This is a genomic window from Streptomyces sp. NPDC048248 (genome assembly GCF_043201875.1).
GTDB lineage: Bacteria > Actinomycetota > Actinomycetes > Streptomycetales > Streptomycetaceae > Streptomyces.
Genome location: NZ_JBICZL010000004.1, coordinates 220,613 through 234,388, shown reverse-complemented (window position 1 = coordinate 234,388; position 13,776 = coordinate 220,613). Strand labels below are relative to the sequence as shown.

Below are 13,776 nucleotides of genomic sequence, written 5' to 3'. Positions count from 1 at the left end.
GGCTGTGCGGTTCGGGTGAGGCGGTGGGTCGGCGGGGGCGTGGCCCCGCGGCCGCCTCCGTCTCACACGTCCCGGCGGATCAACTCCAGGGAGCGCAGAGCGGCCGCCAGGGCGCGGTCGTCGCCTTCCGGCGTCCATGAGGCCACGTCCAGCGCGGTGTCGGTGAACTTGATCGCGTGCTCGTCGCCGTGTGCGGTGGCCCGTGTGAAGACCTCTTCGGGATCGAGCGTCCCGGTACGCAGCGGCGGCATCGGCTCGTCGGGGGTGTAGACGGCCGTGAGCGCGGCACTCGCCGCCCAGGCCGCGCCCAGAGAGGGCGCCCACAGCTCGCGGGGGAGCGCGGGCAGGGTGCGCAGTACGGCGTTGGGGGCGGTGGCGGCGTGTACGAGCAGCACCTCGTCACCGTGTCCGTAGTCGAGATAGCGATGGGTGGCGGCCCGTACCAGCGCGGCCAGTTGGGTGCGGGCGGCGTCCGGCTCCCGCGGGGCGTCGACGGCCTCGGCGGCGGCCTGCCAGCCGTCGGTCCCGGGCAGCTGGGCCAGGCCCTTGAGGACGCCGACCTGCTGGTCGGCGACGTGCGGGAGGGCGGCCAGCGCGTCGGCGGGGGAGGCGGGGCCGGATGGCCGCAGGGTCACCGGCAGCGGCGTGTGGCGCGCGGCCCAATAGCCCAGGGCATGCGCCAACTCGGCGATCCGCGGCGCCTCCTCGCCCTCCTCCAGCAGCGTGCGGACGACGTGCCCGACGCGGATGACGGGGTGTGTCGCGGCGCCCGCGATGCCGGGCAGCAGCCGCGGCCACCACTCGGCCAGCACCTCGCGCCAGGGGTGTTCGGCGACCTGCCGCGCCATGTAGAGGGTCCAGTCGGTGACCCTGCTCGGATCTCCCATCGCCTGCTGCCAGTTGGCGTCGGTGAGGGGGGACTGCGGGCTCGGGACCGTCTCCAGCTTGGTGGTGTAGTGATCGACCCAACGGTGGACGGAGCCGGCCTGGCCGTGCCGTACCAGGGCCTCGACGGCCATCGGACCGTGATTGCTCAGGAAGCCGCGGAACTCGGGACCTGTGGTGTGCAGGCGCTCCAGGGCTTCGTCGAGGGTGCCGCTCGTCGTATCCATGATTCGAGGCTAGGGCGGCGGTCCGTCGCGGCGGAACGGTCGGCAGCCCTACGCCGGAGGTCGCATACGGTGCCACACCCGGAGCGGGTCCGGAGGGCGGTCCCAGGTGCCTTGTGTGAGCGTGGGAGGACGGTTCGGGACGCGGTTCCGAGGTAGGACGGGTTCGACCGCGGACCGCGGACTGCGGTGCGGCCGTGGGCTGCGGTCCGGTGGTCGGGCGGGCCCATTGACCTCATGAGGAGTGTGCGATGTCGCTGACTGTGGAGGAACGCGAGCGGTTCTTCGCCGAGCCGCTGGTCGCCGTGCTGTCGGTCGCGGCGGGGAGCGAGCGCGGGCCCGTGACGGCGCCGGTCTGGTACGCCTACCGGCCGGGTGACGACATCATGCTGTTCACCGGCCGAACGTCCCGTAAGGCACGTCTGATCGAGCAGGCCGGCCGCTTCACCCTGACGGTGCAGCGCACGTCGCCGTCCTACCGCTACGCCGCCGTCGAGGGGCCCGCGGCCTTCGTCGCCGTCACACCCGAGCTGGTCGAGAAGGTGGCGGGCCGCTATCTGCCGGCCGACGAGGTCCCGCGGTACGCGCGCGACGTGCTCACCCGTGGCGAGGAGCTGATCGCCATCCGCCTGCGGCCCGAGCGGTGGAACGCGGCGGACCTGGGGCCTTCCCACTGAGGGAGCCCGCGCGGGACCTGCGAGGACGCTGCCGGGTCTTCTGTGCGACCTCCTGGAGGCCGACTTCCGCTTCGGTGAGCTGTGGCTCGGGATGATGCCGGGCTCACGCAAGGCGCTCGACCTGCGCCGCGACCCCCGCTTCTCGCTGCACGCCAACCCCGGACCGGGCACGGACATGGCCGGCGGCGACGTACGGGTCTCCGGGCGGGCGGTCGAGGCGACCGACGCCGAGGTGGTCGCGCGTTACGCCGCCGCGGTGCGGCCCCCGGAACCGTTCCACCTGTTCCGGGCGGAGCTGACGGAGATGGTGCGTACGACGATCGACGATCCGTATGTGGTGCTGGAGACCTGGCGGCCCGGCACGCCATTGCGCACCGTGCGGCGGAAGAGCGATGACTCGCCGCCAGAGGTGATGTGCGCGGCGGACGGAACCGTACAGGCACCGGACCGGCGCGGGCTGTGCGCTTCTCAGGAACCGTCGGCGGTGGCCGGTGACGTACTGAAGATCAGCCTGGAGCCGCTATTTGTGGGGGCGTTGCCAATCGGCTTCCTTCCTCGAAAGGACGGCGACCCCCGCCGCAGCGATCAAGAGCAAGGCGATGGCGAGGAGCAGCGGTGCTCGCACGTCGCCGACCCGAAGGAGAAGGCCACCGCAGAACGCGCCGAATACCACCGTCAATACCGAAACCACTCCGCTGGTCACCCCCCGGCCTCTGCCACCTGCCAGTTTCGAGTCGGCGGCGACAGCGGTGAAGGTGAGCGTCGCCACGATCGTCCTCATTTCCTTGAGGTTGACCTGCCGGGTGAGAGCCGCTTGGAAGCTCATCCCGCACGCCAGGGCGGCGATCGCGGCCCAGCGTCGGGCCGACGGCACAGGCGCCCCCTCCTCCACTCCCCACAGCAGGGCGACCGCGACAACGACCAATACCACTACGACCGTTGCGCTTCCGCACAACAACCCCCTCGATGGTGCGCCAACGATTGCACGGCCCTTCCACCGGCGACACAACCGACGAGAAATGCCCCGATCGCAACAGCGGACGGGGCCACCGCCGTCCCCACTGCCGACAGGCCGAAGCCGACGAAAATGAGATTGCCGGCCATGTTGGCGACGAAGACTTTGCCCAGCACGAGGTAGCTGACTGAATCCACCAGTCCGGTGACCGTTGTCAACAGCAACAAGAGGGCGGGAAGGGGGCCGTCGGAGCCGCGAAAGAGAATCCGCAGGGGATCGACTCCCCCAGGAGGGCCGTCATCGCTGTGAACCGCTGCTACAGCCTGTCTCCCACCTGCTACTTTCGCATATGGGGACACAGCGTAACGTCGCTGCCGACGTACTCCTGATGACACGCTACCCACCGGCGGCGCCATATTCCGTGACAGTCGCTCACGCAGCATGAGACGTATGCGGGAACTCGCCAACTCGCCGAATGCAATCACTTTCTCGTGTGCAGCCGCCCGAATTCGCATCCGCTCCGCGGAGAGCTCATTCCCGCCTGAGGGAAAGAAGCATGGCTCCGCATCACCGAGCGCGTTTCTCGCTCTCCCGGGGGCCGGCCGCCGTCAGTGGGCGCCGTGCGGAGGGTGGACCCTGCGCGGACGGTGCAGACCGTGCGGTTCGCGCACCCGGTGGGCGCGGAAGAGGTACAGCGAGACGACGAACATGCAGCCGCCCATGATCAGACCCCATCCCACCGACTTCAGTACCGAGGGCCCGCTGATGCTGTAGAGCCAGCCCATCGCGCAGCCGAAGAGCGCGGCATACGCCAGCGCCCGGGTCTCCGTGAGCATCGAGGACTGGAAGTGCACCAGCACCAGCCCCAGCGCGCCGGAGACCACTGCCGCGATCAGTCCGAGCAGCGCCGCCTGGGCGCCCTTGGCGCCGCTGGTGTGGTCGATCCAGATCGTGTAGCAGCCGAAGCCGAGGGCCGCGAGGACGGGCAGCACCACCGTGGCCGGCAGGTGGCGCCCGGTGGGGGGCCGCGAAGACGTCCCGGAAGCGTTGGCCGTCGCGCCGTGTTCGGCGTCGATGGTGCCGTGGGAGCGGGCCGCACCCCTGTCGTGACGGCGAGCGTGCATTTCCATGGCGGGCTCCTCTCGATTGCCCTCCTGTCCAGGCGACACCCGGTCGTCGTCCGCGGCAACCGGAGTCAGCCCAGATCCTTCTGGTACCAGGCGACGTCCCAGTAGCGGCCGAATTTGCGGCCCACCTCCGTGTAGGTACCGATGTGCCGGAAGCCGAAGCGGGTGTGCAGGCGGACGGACGCGTCGTTCGGCAGGGCGATGCCGGCGTACGCGCGGTGGATGTCCTCGTCGGCCAGGGCTTCGAAGAGGGCCTCGTAGAGCAGGGTGCCGACGCCGCGGCCGGCGGCGCGCGGCGCGCAGTAGACGGTGACCTCCACGGAGGTCGCATAGGCCGCCTTCGGCCGGAACGCGCTGCTGGTCGCGTAACCGAGCAGGGCGCCGTTGCCCTCGGCGGCGCCACCGGTGTCGTCGCCGTTCGGCGGCCCGGGGCGTGGGCCTGTGGGTTTGCCGTCCGTCTCCTGGGCAACCAGAAGTCGATGAGGGCCGTCTTGTGGGTGGGAGGCCAGCCACGTGCGGCGCTGCTCGCAGGTGAAGGGCTCGGTGTCGAACGTGATGGGCGTCTGGCGGATGTAGTGGTTGTAGAGCTCCGTGAGGCTGCCGAGGTCCGCCGCGGTGCCCGCCCTGACCTGCACGTCCCTGCGCTCCGGCAGCATGTGACCTCCCTCGGTGAGGGGGCAGGGTACTGCATGATCACAAAAAAGGACGGCGGCAGGGGAATTCTGTCCGGATTCCAGCCGTTGTTTCCTTCGGACGGGTCACTCGGTCACCCATCGGGTTTCCCGCGCCACCGTCCCGCGACCGACTCATCGCAAAGGGAGCACACGCATGGCAACCCGTGCCGTCGCCCGTCGTCAGGCCACCAGCAGCGGTTCTGAGGGGGCCAGCAGCGTTCGCGCCGTAGGCGGGGAGATCGCCGACCGCGACCTGGTCGGCATGTATCTCGACGAGATCGCGCGCACCCCCCTGCTGGATGCCGCGAAGGAGGTCGAGCTTTCCCAGACCATCGAGGCGGGCGTCTACGCCCAGCAGATCCTGGACGGCGAGGTCACCGACGGCAATGCCGCAGGTGCCGGCCGTGAGGAGCTCGAGGCGCTGGTCGCCGAGAGCGCCAAGGCCAAGGACGTTTTCATCCGTTCCAACCTGCGGCTCGTCGTCGCGGTCGCCCGCCGCTACCCGCGCGCCGGTCTGCCCCTGCTGGATCTGATCCAGGAGGGCAACGCCGGTCTGGTGCGCGCGGTGGAGAAGTTCGACTACGCCAAGGGCTTCAAGTTCTCGACGTACGCGACGTGGTGGATCCGCCAGGCCATCACCCGCTCCATCGCCGACCAGTCCCGCACGATCCGGCTGCCCGTGCACCTCGTCGAGGAGCTGGGCCGGATCCGCCGGGTGCAGCGCGAGTTCAACCGGGAGAACGGCCGCGACCCGGAGCCCGCTGAGGTCGCCGGCGAGCTGGGCTCCACGCCCGCCCGTGTCACCGACGTCCTGGACTGGGCCCGTGACCCGGTCAGTCTCAACATGTCGGTGGACGACGACGGTGACACCCAGTTCGGCGATCTGCTGGAGGACACCTCCGCGGCCTCGCCCGAGCAGTCCGTGCTCTCGCTGCTGCGCAGTGAGGAGCTGGAGGGCCTGATCGACCGCCTCGACCACCGCACCGCCTCGATCATCAAGGCGCGCTACGGCATCGAGGACGGTCGCGAGCGCACGCTGACCGAGGTCGGCAAGCAGCACGGCCTCACCCGTGAGCGGATCCGCCAGATAGAGAAGCACGCGCTCCTCGACCTGAAGCGGATGGCCAGTGACACGGGGTTCGACGCCGCCGCGTAAGGCGGCGCGCCCGTTCGCGCCCCCGCGCGACCGAGAGCGCGAGATTCTCCGTGAGTGAGCCCCGGTGCCGGTTCAGGCGTCGGGGCTCCTTCGCGTGGGTGGTGCCTGCCCGGCGGGTGCCGCAGGTCGGCGGATCGCCCTTCGCCGGCTGCGGTCCGCGCTCCGCCGCATGCGCCTGCGGCTGACCCGAAGGCGCTACCGATGTCTGTTTGAGTCCGCGAGATGCCCGACTCTGTTTACTTCGCAGAAATGTGTGCGTAGCATCGCGCTGAAACCACAGTTTCGGGCATCGAACGGACGCAAACGCTGATGTATGCACCTGAGCGCCAGCAGGAGATTCTGCGGCTCGCCCGCGAGGGCGGGCGGGTGGACGTACTGTCCCTCGCCGAGGAGTTCCAGGTCACCGCCGAGACCGTACGGCGCGACCTGAAAGCCCTCGACCGCGCGGGGCTGGTGCGCCGTGTGCACGGCGGCGCCATCCCGGCAGGCCGACTGGACTTCGAGCCGGACCTGGCCCAGCGGGACGTCGTCGCCGCCGACGAGAAGCTGCGCATCGCACGCGCCGCGCTCGCCGAACTCCCCTGGAGTGCCAACGGTGGCTCCGGCGACGGCGCGGCGGACCCGGCGTCCGCGGCCGCTTCCGCTTCCTCCCGCTCCGGCGGCCTCTCCGGCACCGTGATCATGGACGCGGGGACCACCGCGGCCCGGCTCGCCGCCGAGATTCCGCTGGACGCCGAGCTGACCGTCGTCACCCACGGTCTGCCGGTCGCCGCCCGGCTGGCCGACCACCCGGGGCTGACCCTGCACCTGGTGGGCGGCCGTATCCGGCACCGCACGCGGGCCGCGGTCGACGACTGGGCGCTGCGCGCCTACCGCGAGATCAACGCCGACGTGCTGTTCCTCGCCACCAACGGTTTCTCCCTCGACGGCGGCCTGACCACCCCCGACCTCGCCGAGGCCGCGGTCAAGCGGGCGCTGATCGCCGCCGCCCGCAGGGTCGTCCTGCTCGCCGACTCCGCCAAGTTCGGGCAGCAGCACTTCGCCCGCTTCGGCGAGCTGTCGGACGTGGACCTGCTCATCACCGACACCGGGCTGAGCCCCGACGACGCCCTCGCCATCGAGCGCGCGGGTACGGAAGTAGTGCGCGCATGATCCTCACCGTCACCCCCAACCCCAGCCTGGACCGTACGTACGAGATCCCGGCGCTGGAGCGTGGAGCCGTGCTCCGGGCCACAGCCGACCGGATCGACCCGGGCGGCAAGGGTGTCAACGTCTCGCGGGCGGTCGCCGCGGCCGGCCACCGCACCCTCGCGGTGCTGCCATTGGGCGGCCCCGCGGGCGCGGCGCTCGCCGGGCTGCTGAGCGCCGAGGGCATCGAGGTGGCCGGTGTGCCGGTGGCGGGCCAGACCCGCTCCAACATCTCCGTCGCCGAACCGGACGGCTCCCTCACGAAGATCAACGCGACCGGACCCGAGCTGACCGCCGAGGAGTCCGAGGCCCTGCTGACGACGGTCGGTGAGCGTTCCGTGGGCGCCGACTGGATCGCCTGCTGCGGCAGCCTGCCGCGCGGACTCGCGCCCGAGTGGTACGCCGACCTGGTCGCGCGGGCCCACCGCGCCGGTGCGCGGATCGCCCTGGACACCTCAGGACCGTCGCTGACCGCCGCGCTGCGCGAGCGCCCCGACATCGTCAAGCCGAACGCCGAGGAGCTCTCCCAGGCCGTCGGCCGCCCGCTCGCCACCATCGGTGACGCGGTCAAGGCCGCGGAGGAGTTGCGCACCTCGGGCGCGCGCGCCGTACTCGCCTCGCTGGGCGCTGACGGTCAGCTGCTGGTCGACGACGACGGCGCCCACTTCGGAAGCGCCCGCGTCGCCGCCGTGCGCAGCAACGTCGGTGCGGGCGACGCCTCACTCGCCGGCTTCCTCGCCGCGGGCGGCACCGGGGTCCGCGCCCTTGCCGCGGCGGTGGCGCACGGCGCGGCCGCCGTCCAGCTCCCCGGCAGCGCGATGCCGACGCCGGTCGATCTGGCTCCGGAGGCCGTCACGACGACCGACGACGTCCCCCTCGACCGCCCGCTCACGGAGCCGGTGTCATGACCCGGCACGGCGCTGGCATCGGGCGCGGGCCACGAAACGCCCGGCGGGACGTTCCGGCGCCGGTCGTCGACGCGCCGCGCATCCTGCCGCCCCCGCCCTCCGCACGGCCCGGCTTGCGGCCGGCCGCCGGCGGATCCGCCCTCGTGGCGACAAACAGACCGGCCGATACCGCTCCGGGCCACCCCCGCCCGGCCCTCGGCCTCGACCCGGTGCTCGGCCGCCACCCGGCCGATCCGGCATCCCGGCGCCGCCCCCGCGGCCACCGAGCGAGCGACCGGCACCACTGCCGGCCTCGCTGCCGGGGCCTCCGCTCCACCCCGCCCGTCCCCATACCACCGCACCGCGCACCGCCCCCATACGAACTCGCGGCGCACCCCCGTCCCCATGTGCACGACCCCTCCCATTCCCCGTCCCGTCCCCACCGCCCCCTCGGCGGATACGCGCAAGGGAGCCCGCGATGAGTGAGCTGATCACCGCGGAACTGGTCGATCTCGACCTGTCCGCCGAAACGAAGGATGCCGCGGCCCGATCGTTGGCCGAGCGGATGGTCGCCTCCGGTCGCGTCACCGACCTGGAGGGCTTCCTGGCGGATGTGGCCGCCCGTGAGGCCCAGATGCCGACCGGCCTCGACGGAGGCATCGGCATCCCGCACTGCCGCAGTGCACACGTCTCGGCGCCGACGCTGGCCTTCGGGCGCTGTCCCGCCGGCATCGACTTCGGCGCGCCGGACGGCCCGGCGGACCTGATCTTCCTGATCGCGGCCCCCGCGGGCGGCGACGCGGATCATCTGTCGATCCTGTCCACCCTCGCCCGCCACCTGATGGACGAGGAGTTCACCGGCGCGCTGCGGTCGGTCACGGATCCGGCGCGAGCGGCCTCTCTCATCCGCGGCGAGGAGCCGGAGGCGGAGACCGGGAAGGCGGGGCCCGAGCAGACCGAGCCCGAGGCCGCCCCGGCGTCCGAAGCGGAGGCCGAAGCCGCGGCCGAAGCGGAGTCCGCCGACGCCTCCACCGATACCCCGGCCCTAGCATCGGCCCAGGCCGCGGCCCCGCGGCCGTCCGCCGGGGAACCCGCCCCGGATGCCCTGGAATCCGAGTCCCCCGCCCCGGACGCCCCGGTGTCCGAGACCCCCTTCCGCATCGTCGCCGTCACCTCCTGCCCCACCGGTATCGCGCACACCTACATGGCGGCCGAGTCGCTGGAGAAGGCCGGTAAGGCCGCCGGCGTCGAGGTGGTCGTCGAGACACAGGGCTCGGCGGGCTTCGAGCGGCTCGACCCGCAGGTCGTCGCGGACGCGGACGGCGTGATCTTCGCGCATGACGTCGAGGTCCGGGACAAGGACAGGTTCGCCGGGAAGCCGACCGTGGACGTCGGGGTGAAGGCGGGCATCAACCGCCCCGCCGAACTCATCGCCGAGGTGCGCGGGAAGGCCGAACGCGGCGAAGCGAGCGCCCCGGCGCGGGACGCCGCGCCCATGGACAAGGGCGGCGACGCGGCCGACGGCTTCGGCACCCGGCTGCGCAAGTGGCTGATGACCGGCGTCAGTTACATGGTGCCGTTCGTCGCGGCGGGCGGCCTGCTCATCGCCCTCGCCTTCGCCATCGGCGGCTACACGATCGACAAGGCGCCTTCCGTCGCCGACCACTTCATCTGGACCGAGGCCACCAGCTGGGCGGCCCTGCTCTTCCAGATCGGCGGGGTCGCCTTCGGCTTCCTCGTGCCGATCCTGGCGGGCTACATCGCCTACGGCATGGCCGACCGGCCGGGCCTCGTCCCGGGCTTCGTCGGCGGTTCCATCGCCCTCACCATCAACGCGGGCTTCCTCGGCGGCCTGATCGCCGGTCTGCTCGCGGGCGGGGTGGTGATGGCGATCCAGCGGGTCAGGATTCCCCCGGTCCTGCGCGGCATCATGCCGGTCGTGGTGATCCCGCTGATCTCCTCGGCGATCGTCGGGTTCCTCATGTTCCTGGTGATCGGCAAGCCGATCGCCGCCCTGCAGAAGGCACTCACCGACTGGCTGTCCGGGCTCTCCGGCGCCAACGCGATCATCCTCGGCGTCATCCTGGGCCTGATGATGTGCTTCGACCTCGGCGGCCCGCTGAACAAGGTCGCTTACGCCTTCGCCGTCGGCGGTCTCGCCAACCCCAACGAGGGCAGCCTGAAGGTCATGGCCGCGGTGATGGCGGCCGGCATGGTCCCGCCGCTGGCGATGGCGCTGGCCACGACCGTCCGCAGCCGGCTCTTCACCAAGACCGAACGAGACAACGGCAAGGCGGCCTGGGTGCTCGGCGCGTCCTTCATCACCGAGGGCGCCATCCCGTTCGCCGCGGCCGACCCGCTGCGGGTCATCCCCTCCGCGATGGCGGGCGGTGCGGTCACCGGCGCCCTGTCGATGGCGTTCGGCTGCACCCTCCGTGCCCCGCACGGCGGCATCTTCGTCGTCCCGCTGATCGGCCAGCCGCTCCTCTATCTGGTCGCCATCGCCGCCGGTACGTGCGTCACCACGGGCCTGGTGATCCTCCTCAAGGGGATGCACAGGTCGCGCGACGCGCGGCAGGAGGCAGCGGCGGACACCGCAGAGGAAGGCAAGGTGACGGTCGCCGCCTGACCGGTCCGCGCACCAAGAGCAGTTCCTGAACGCTGGGGCCCCCACGGAGCGATGACGTGGGGGCCCCGGCGTGTGCGCAGCGTCGGCAGACCGGTCACCGCGCCACGGTGAGCCGTCAGTCGGCGGTGGTGTACGCGATGAAGAGGGACCAGGCGGGAGCGGAGAAGGTGAGCTGCGAGCCGCAGCCGGCCCGTGTGGAGTCCCGGACGTACACCAGGGCGCCGGGCTTCGGCCCGGCTGCCATTTCGAGGCAGGCGCTTTCCCAGTCGTTGCTGTGGCTGGACTTCCGCCACAGCAGGGCCTCTTCGGGACGGCTGCCCTCGCCGCCCGCACCGCGTCCGGACGTATCGCGGGCCGGTATCGCCTTGTCACTCATCGCTCGTCCCCCATCCGTTCGCTCCCCCTGCCCCGTACGGGATGCATTCCCCTCGCCGGGGGCGCGTTACCGTCGCCTGCCCTCTGGGCGCGCGCTGCCATCGAGGCGGCGGGCCGGGGAGGCTCCTGCGGGTACCACGAAGGACGGTGGCCGGCCCCTCCAGGGGACCGGCCACCGTCGTGTCTGTCAGCAGGCGCCGGTCAGGACGCGCTGCCCGCCTGCCAGTCGGCCCAGGAGAGGTTCCAGCCGTTGAGGCCGTTGTCCGGCTTGATGGTCTTGTCCTTCGAGTTCTTCACGATGACGACATCGCCCACCAGCGAGTTCTCGAAGAACCACTTGCCCGGGGTGTTGCCGCCGCCGCCCTTGGCGTCACGCAGGCCGACGCAGCCGTGGCTGGTGCCCGCGCGGCCGAAGATCGACGGGTCGCCCCAGTAGTTGCCGTGGATGAAGGTGCCGGAGGACGACAGGCGCATGGCGTGCGGGACATCCTTGATGTCGTACTCGCCCTTGCCGTCGCCCTTCGTGAACCCGACGGTGGAGCCGTCCATCCGGGTCTGCTCGAACTTCTCCGAGATGACCATCTGGCCGTTGTAGGTGGGGTTCTCGGGGCTGCCGCCGGAGATCGGGATGGACTTGACGGTCTTGCCGTCCCTCTTGACCGTCATGGTCTGGGTGTTCATGTCGACGGTGGAGACCTGCGAGCGCCCGATGGTGAAGGACACCGTCTTGGACTGCACACCGGTGATGCCCTCGCCGCCCTGCACACCGTCCAGGTCGATCTTCATCGTGACCTTGGAGCCGGCCTTCCAGTACTCCTCCGGCCGGAAGTCCAGGCGCTGCGCACCGAACCAGTGGCCGACGACCGGCTGGCCGCTGCTGGACGTCACCTTGATGTGGGACTGGACGTCCTTCTTGTTGGTGATCATCTTGTCGAAGTTGAACGACACCGGCATGCCGACGCCGACGGTCTTGCCGTCGTCGGGGGTGTAGGTGCCGATGAAGCTGTTGGCCGACGAGACGGTGGTGAACGTCGCGTTCTCGGTGGCGGAACGGCCCTTGGCGTCCTTGGCGTTCGCCACCAGCTGGTACTTGGTGCCGCGCTCCAGCTGGGCCGAGGGCTTCCAGGTGGAGCCGTCGGACGATATGGCGCCTTCCACGACGGTGCCGGAGTCGGCCGCGGTGAGCTTCACATCCGTCAACTTGCCGCCGGTGACCTTCACCCGGGTGTCGTTGATGCTGGCGTCCGTGGCGCCGTCCTTCGAGGAGACCTTGATCTTCGCGTCGGAGGCGTCCTTGGCGGCCGCGGCGTCCGCACCCGCCTGGCCGTTCTTGCCGTCGTCGTGACCGCCGGCCTCGGCGTTCCCCCCGCAGGCGGACAGGGCCAGCGCTCCGGCGGCCAGCAGTGCGGTCGCGGCCAGCGTGCGTCGCATCCGGCGGGAGCGCGGCGTGCCCGTCCCCTGCTGCTCGGCAGGCTGGCGCAGCTGGTGCGGGGTGCGGGACCGAGCGGGCACAGGGTTGTCCGGCGATGTCACGAGCTGCTCCATACGAGGGTGTGGTGTTTTCCGTGCTGGTAAACAGCACCTACGGACGATTTTGGTTGCGGGTCGGACTGCGTTGTGACCAACATCACACCCGTGGGGGCAGGGGCTGATCACGCGGCCCGGACAGCCAGGTTCGCAGCGGTGCCCCGTGTTCGTCCAGGCGGGGTGGGGCGGCAGGTTGGGAAATCGGGGTCCCCGAGAGGCGTAGCGGGCTGGTGACTTGGGGAATCCGGCCTTCGCCCACAGGGGTGACAGGGTCGAGTCCGAGCCGCTGCGCCAACTCCAGGGCCTCGGACAGCGTGTTGACCGGGCCGCACGGCACGGACACCGTGGCAAGCCGCTCGGTCCACCCCTGCGGGGTGTCGGCCACCAGCAGGTCCTCCAGGGCATGGATGAGATCCGTGCGGTTTTGTACGCGATCCTGATTGCGGGCGAACCGGGGGTCGTCCGCCAACCGGGGGCTGCCCAGGGCCGTCACGAGCGCCCGGAACTGCCGGTCGTTGCCGGCCGCCACCGCGAGCAGCCCACCGCGGCAGGCCAGCGTCTCGTAGGGGGCGATGCTCGGGTGCCGGTTGCCCATCGGTCCCGGGTCGCGGCCGGTGGCCAGATACCCGGAGGTCTGGTTGACCAGCGAGCCGAGGAGGGAGGAGAGCAGGTTGACCTCGACCAGCTGTCCCTCGCCGGTGCGGTCGCGGTGCCGGAGCGCCGCCAGGATGCCGGTGGTGGCGTCCTTGGCGGTCAGTACGTCCACCAGCGCGACGCCCGCCTTCAGGGGTGTGCCGCCTGGCTCGCCGGTGATGCTCATGAGGCCGCCGACGGCCTGCACGACGAAGTCGTAGCCGGGCAGACGGGCGCCCTCGCCGGAGCCGAACCCGGTGATCGTGCAGTGCACCAGACCTGGGTGGGCGGCGCGGGTACTGGCCTGGTCCAGGCCGTACTTGGCGAGCGACCCGGGGCGGAAGTTCTCGATCAGCACGTCGGCCCGGCGCGCCAACTCGCGGGCCGCGGCCGCGTCGTCCGGGTCACCGAGGTCCAGGGTGAGGCCGCGCTTGGAGCGGTTGGCGGCGTCGAAGTACGCGGCGGTGCCGTCCGCGGCGAACGGCGGTCCCCATGCCCGGGTGTCGTCGCCGGCGCCGGGTCGTTCCACCTTGATCACCTCGGCGCCGAGGTCGGCGAGCGTCGCGGCGGCCAGCGGCCCGGCCAGCACCCGGCTGAAGTCGGCCACGAGGATGCCGTCCAGCGCGCGGGCGGGCGGCCCGGCAGGGGCGGCGTGCCCGGTGCCGGCGCCGGCGGGTGGCAAGGGCTGCGGCTCGGGCGGCTGCGGCACGTGCGTACTCCTCACGTCGCGGACGGTGTGCGGCCATCGTCAAGGGTGATCTTCGCCCGGGGGAAGCCTCCGGGGTGTCCAAGGGGGTGGCAGGCACCCTGCCGCGCCGGAGGGGTGAGGGGCGGATGGG

13 protein-coding genes and 1 pseudogene are annotated in these 13,776 nt (G+C 71.5%); 6 read left to right on the top strand and 8 right to left on the bottom strand.

Annotation, left to right across the window (positions count from 1 at the left end):
• Positions 1-62: 62 nt before the first annotated feature.
• Complete coding sequence (locus tag ACGFZW_RS09920; RefSeq protein WP_393892562.1) at positions 63-1,112, bottom strand: questin oxidase family protein; 1,050 nt, start codon at positions 1,110-1,112, stop codon at positions 63-65.
• A 248-nt stretch (positions 1,113-1,360) separates the two neighbouring features.
• Here ACGFZW_RS09920 and ACGFZW_RS09915 point away from each other — a divergent pair, with 248 nt between their 5' ends.
• The gene (locus ACGFZW_RS09915; RefSeq protein ID WP_393892561.1) at positions 1,361-1,786 is read left to right on the top strand and encodes a pyridoxamine 5'-phosphate oxidase family protein; all 426 of its coding nucleotides are present in this window, start codon (positions 1,361-1,363) and stop codon (positions 1,784-1,786) included.
• A gap of 52 nt (positions 1,787-1,838) precedes the next feature.
• Positions 1,839-2,192, top strand: a pseudogene (locus tag ACGFZW_RS09910) (pyridoxamine 5'-phosphate oxidase family protein); the annotation flags it as partial.
• Between the two features lie 114 nt (positions 2,193-2,306).
• Here ACGFZW_RS09910 and ACGFZW_RS09905 read toward each other — a convergent pair.
• From ACGFZW_RS09905 to ACGFZW_RS09890, 4 genes are all read right to left on the bottom strand, one after another.
• The gene (locus ACGFZW_RS09905; protein WP_393892834.1) at positions 2,307-2,678 is read right to left on the bottom strand and encodes a DUF1275 family protein; all 372 of its coding nucleotides are present in this window, start codon (positions 2,676-2,678) and stop codon (positions 2,307-2,309) included.
• A 38-nt stretch (positions 2,679-2,716) separates the two neighbouring features.
• Complete coding sequence (locus tag ACGFZW_RS09900) at positions 2,717-3,157, bottom strand: DUF1275 family protein (protein WP_393892833.1); 441 nt, start codon at positions 3,155-3,157, stop codon at positions 2,717-2,719.
• A 192-nt stretch (positions 3,158-3,349) separates the two neighbouring features.
• Complete coding sequence (locus tag ACGFZW_RS09895; RefSeq protein ID WP_393892560.1) at positions 3,350-3,871, bottom strand: hypothetical protein; 522 nt, start codon at positions 3,869-3,871, stop codon at positions 3,350-3,352.
• Between the two features lie 65 nt (positions 3,872-3,936).
• Positions 3,937-4,524, bottom strand: a complete 588-nt coding sequence (locus tag ACGFZW_RS09890) for a GNAT family N-acetyltransferase (RefSeq protein ID WP_393892559.1) — start codon at positions 4,522-4,524, stop codon at positions 3,937-3,939.
• Between the two features lie 172 nt (positions 4,525-4,696).
• Between ACGFZW_RS09890 and ACGFZW_RS09885 the strand changes: the two genes are divergently transcribed.
• The 4 genes from ACGFZW_RS09885 (at position 4,697) to ACGFZW_RS09870 (ending at position 10,402) form a co-directional block, all read left to right on the top strand.
• Complete coding sequence (locus tag ACGFZW_RS09885) at positions 4,697-5,698, top strand: RNA polymerase sigma factor RpoD/SigA (RefSeq protein WP_393892558.1); 1,002 nt, start codon at positions 4,697-4,699, stop codon at positions 5,696-5,698.
• A 309-nt stretch (positions 5,699-6,007) separates the two neighbouring features.
• Entirely contained in the window at positions 6,008-6,850 is an 843-nt protein-coding gene (locus ACGFZW_RS09880) for a DeoR/GlpR family DNA-binding transcription regulator (protein WP_393892557.1), read from the top strand.
• Positions 6,847-7,794, top strand: coding sequence for a 1-phosphofructokinase (gene pfkB, locus ACGFZW_RS09875; RefSeq protein ID WP_393892556.1), 948 nt, complete (start codon positions 6,847-6,849; stop codon positions 7,792-7,794). Before ACGFZW_RS09880 ends, pfkB begins: the two co-directional genes overlap by 4 nt.
• 457 nt (positions 7,795-8,251) lie before the next feature.
• Positions 8,252-10,402 carry a fructose-specific PTS transporter subunit EIIC gene (locus ACGFZW_RS09870; protein WP_393892555.1) on the top strand — a complete coding sequence of 717 codons (2,151 nt, stop codon included), beginning with the start codon at positions 8,252-8,254 and terminating at the stop codon, positions 10,400-10,402.
• Positions 10,403-10,517: 115 nt separating this feature from the next.
• Here ACGFZW_RS09870 and ACGFZW_RS09865 read toward each other — a convergent pair whose 3' ends face one another.
• The 3 genes from ACGFZW_RS09865 to ACGFZW_RS09855 form a co-directional block, all read right to left on the bottom strand.
• Positions 10,518-10,778: a DUF397 domain-containing protein gene (locus tag ACGFZW_RS09865; RefSeq protein WP_393892554.1), complete on the bottom strand. Its 261-nt coding sequence runs from the start codon at positions 10,776-10,778 to the stop codon at positions 10,518-10,520.
• Positions 10,779-10,978: 200 nt separating this feature from the next.
• Positions 10,979-12,322, bottom strand: a complete 1,344-nt coding sequence (locus ACGFZW_RS09860) for an Ig-like domain-containing protein (protein WP_393892553.1) — start codon at positions 12,320-12,322, stop codon at positions 10,979-10,981.
• Between the two features lie 82 nt (positions 12,323-12,404).
• Positions 12,405-13,646 (bottom strand): CaiB/BaiF CoA transferase family protein, encoded by a 1,242-nt coding sequence (locus ACGFZW_RS09855; RefSeq protein WP_393892552.1) that lies wholly within the window; start codon positions 13,644-13,646, stop codon positions 12,405-12,407.
• Positions 13,647-13,776: the final 130 nt, after the last annotated feature.

Coding starts and splice junctions, on each gene's coding strand:
- ACGFZW_RS09865 (WP_393892554.1), bottom strand. CDS start 10,778: ATGAGTGACAAGGCGATACCGGCCCGCGATACGTCCGGACGCGGTGCG.
- ACGFZW_RS09860 (WP_393892553.1), bottom strand. CDS start 12,322: ATGGAGCAGCTCGTGACATCGCCGGACAACCCTGTGCCCGCTCGGTCC.
- ACGFZW_RS09915 (WP_393892561.1), top strand. CDS start 1,361: ATGTCGCTGACTGTGGAGGAACGCGAGCGGTTCTTCGCCGAGCCGCTG.
- ACGFZW_RS09890 (WP_393892559.1), bottom strand. CDS start 4,524: ATGCTGCCGGAGCGCAGGGACGTGCAGGTCAGGGCGGGCACCGCGGCG.
- ACGFZW_RS09895 (WP_393892560.1), bottom strand. CDS start 3,871: ATGGAAATGCACGCTCGCCGTCACGACAGGGGTGCGGCCCGCTCCCAC.
- ACGFZW_RS09885 (WP_393892558.1), top strand. CDS start 4,697: ATGGCAACCCGTGCCGTCGCCCGTCGTCAGGCCACCAGCAGCGGTTCT.
- ACGFZW_RS09880 (WP_393892557.1), top strand. CDS start 6,008: ATGTATGCACCTGAGCGCCAGCAGGAGATTCTGCGGCTCGCCCGCGAG.
- ACGFZW_RS09900 (WP_393892833.1), bottom strand. CDS start 3,157: ATGGCGCCGCCGGTGGGTAGCGTGTCATCAGGAGTACGTCGGCAGCGA.
- ACGFZW_RS09870 (WP_393892555.1), top strand. CDS start 8,252: ATGAGTGAGCTGATCACCGCGGAACTGGTCGATCTCGACCTGTCCGCC.
- pfkB (WP_393892556.1), top strand. CDS start 6,847: ATGATCCTCACCGTCACCCCCAACCCCAGCCTGGACCGTACGTACGAG.
- ACGFZW_RS09920 (WP_393892562.1), bottom strand. CDS start 1,112: ATGGATACGACGAGCGGCACCCTCGACGAAGCCCTGGAGCGCCTGCAC.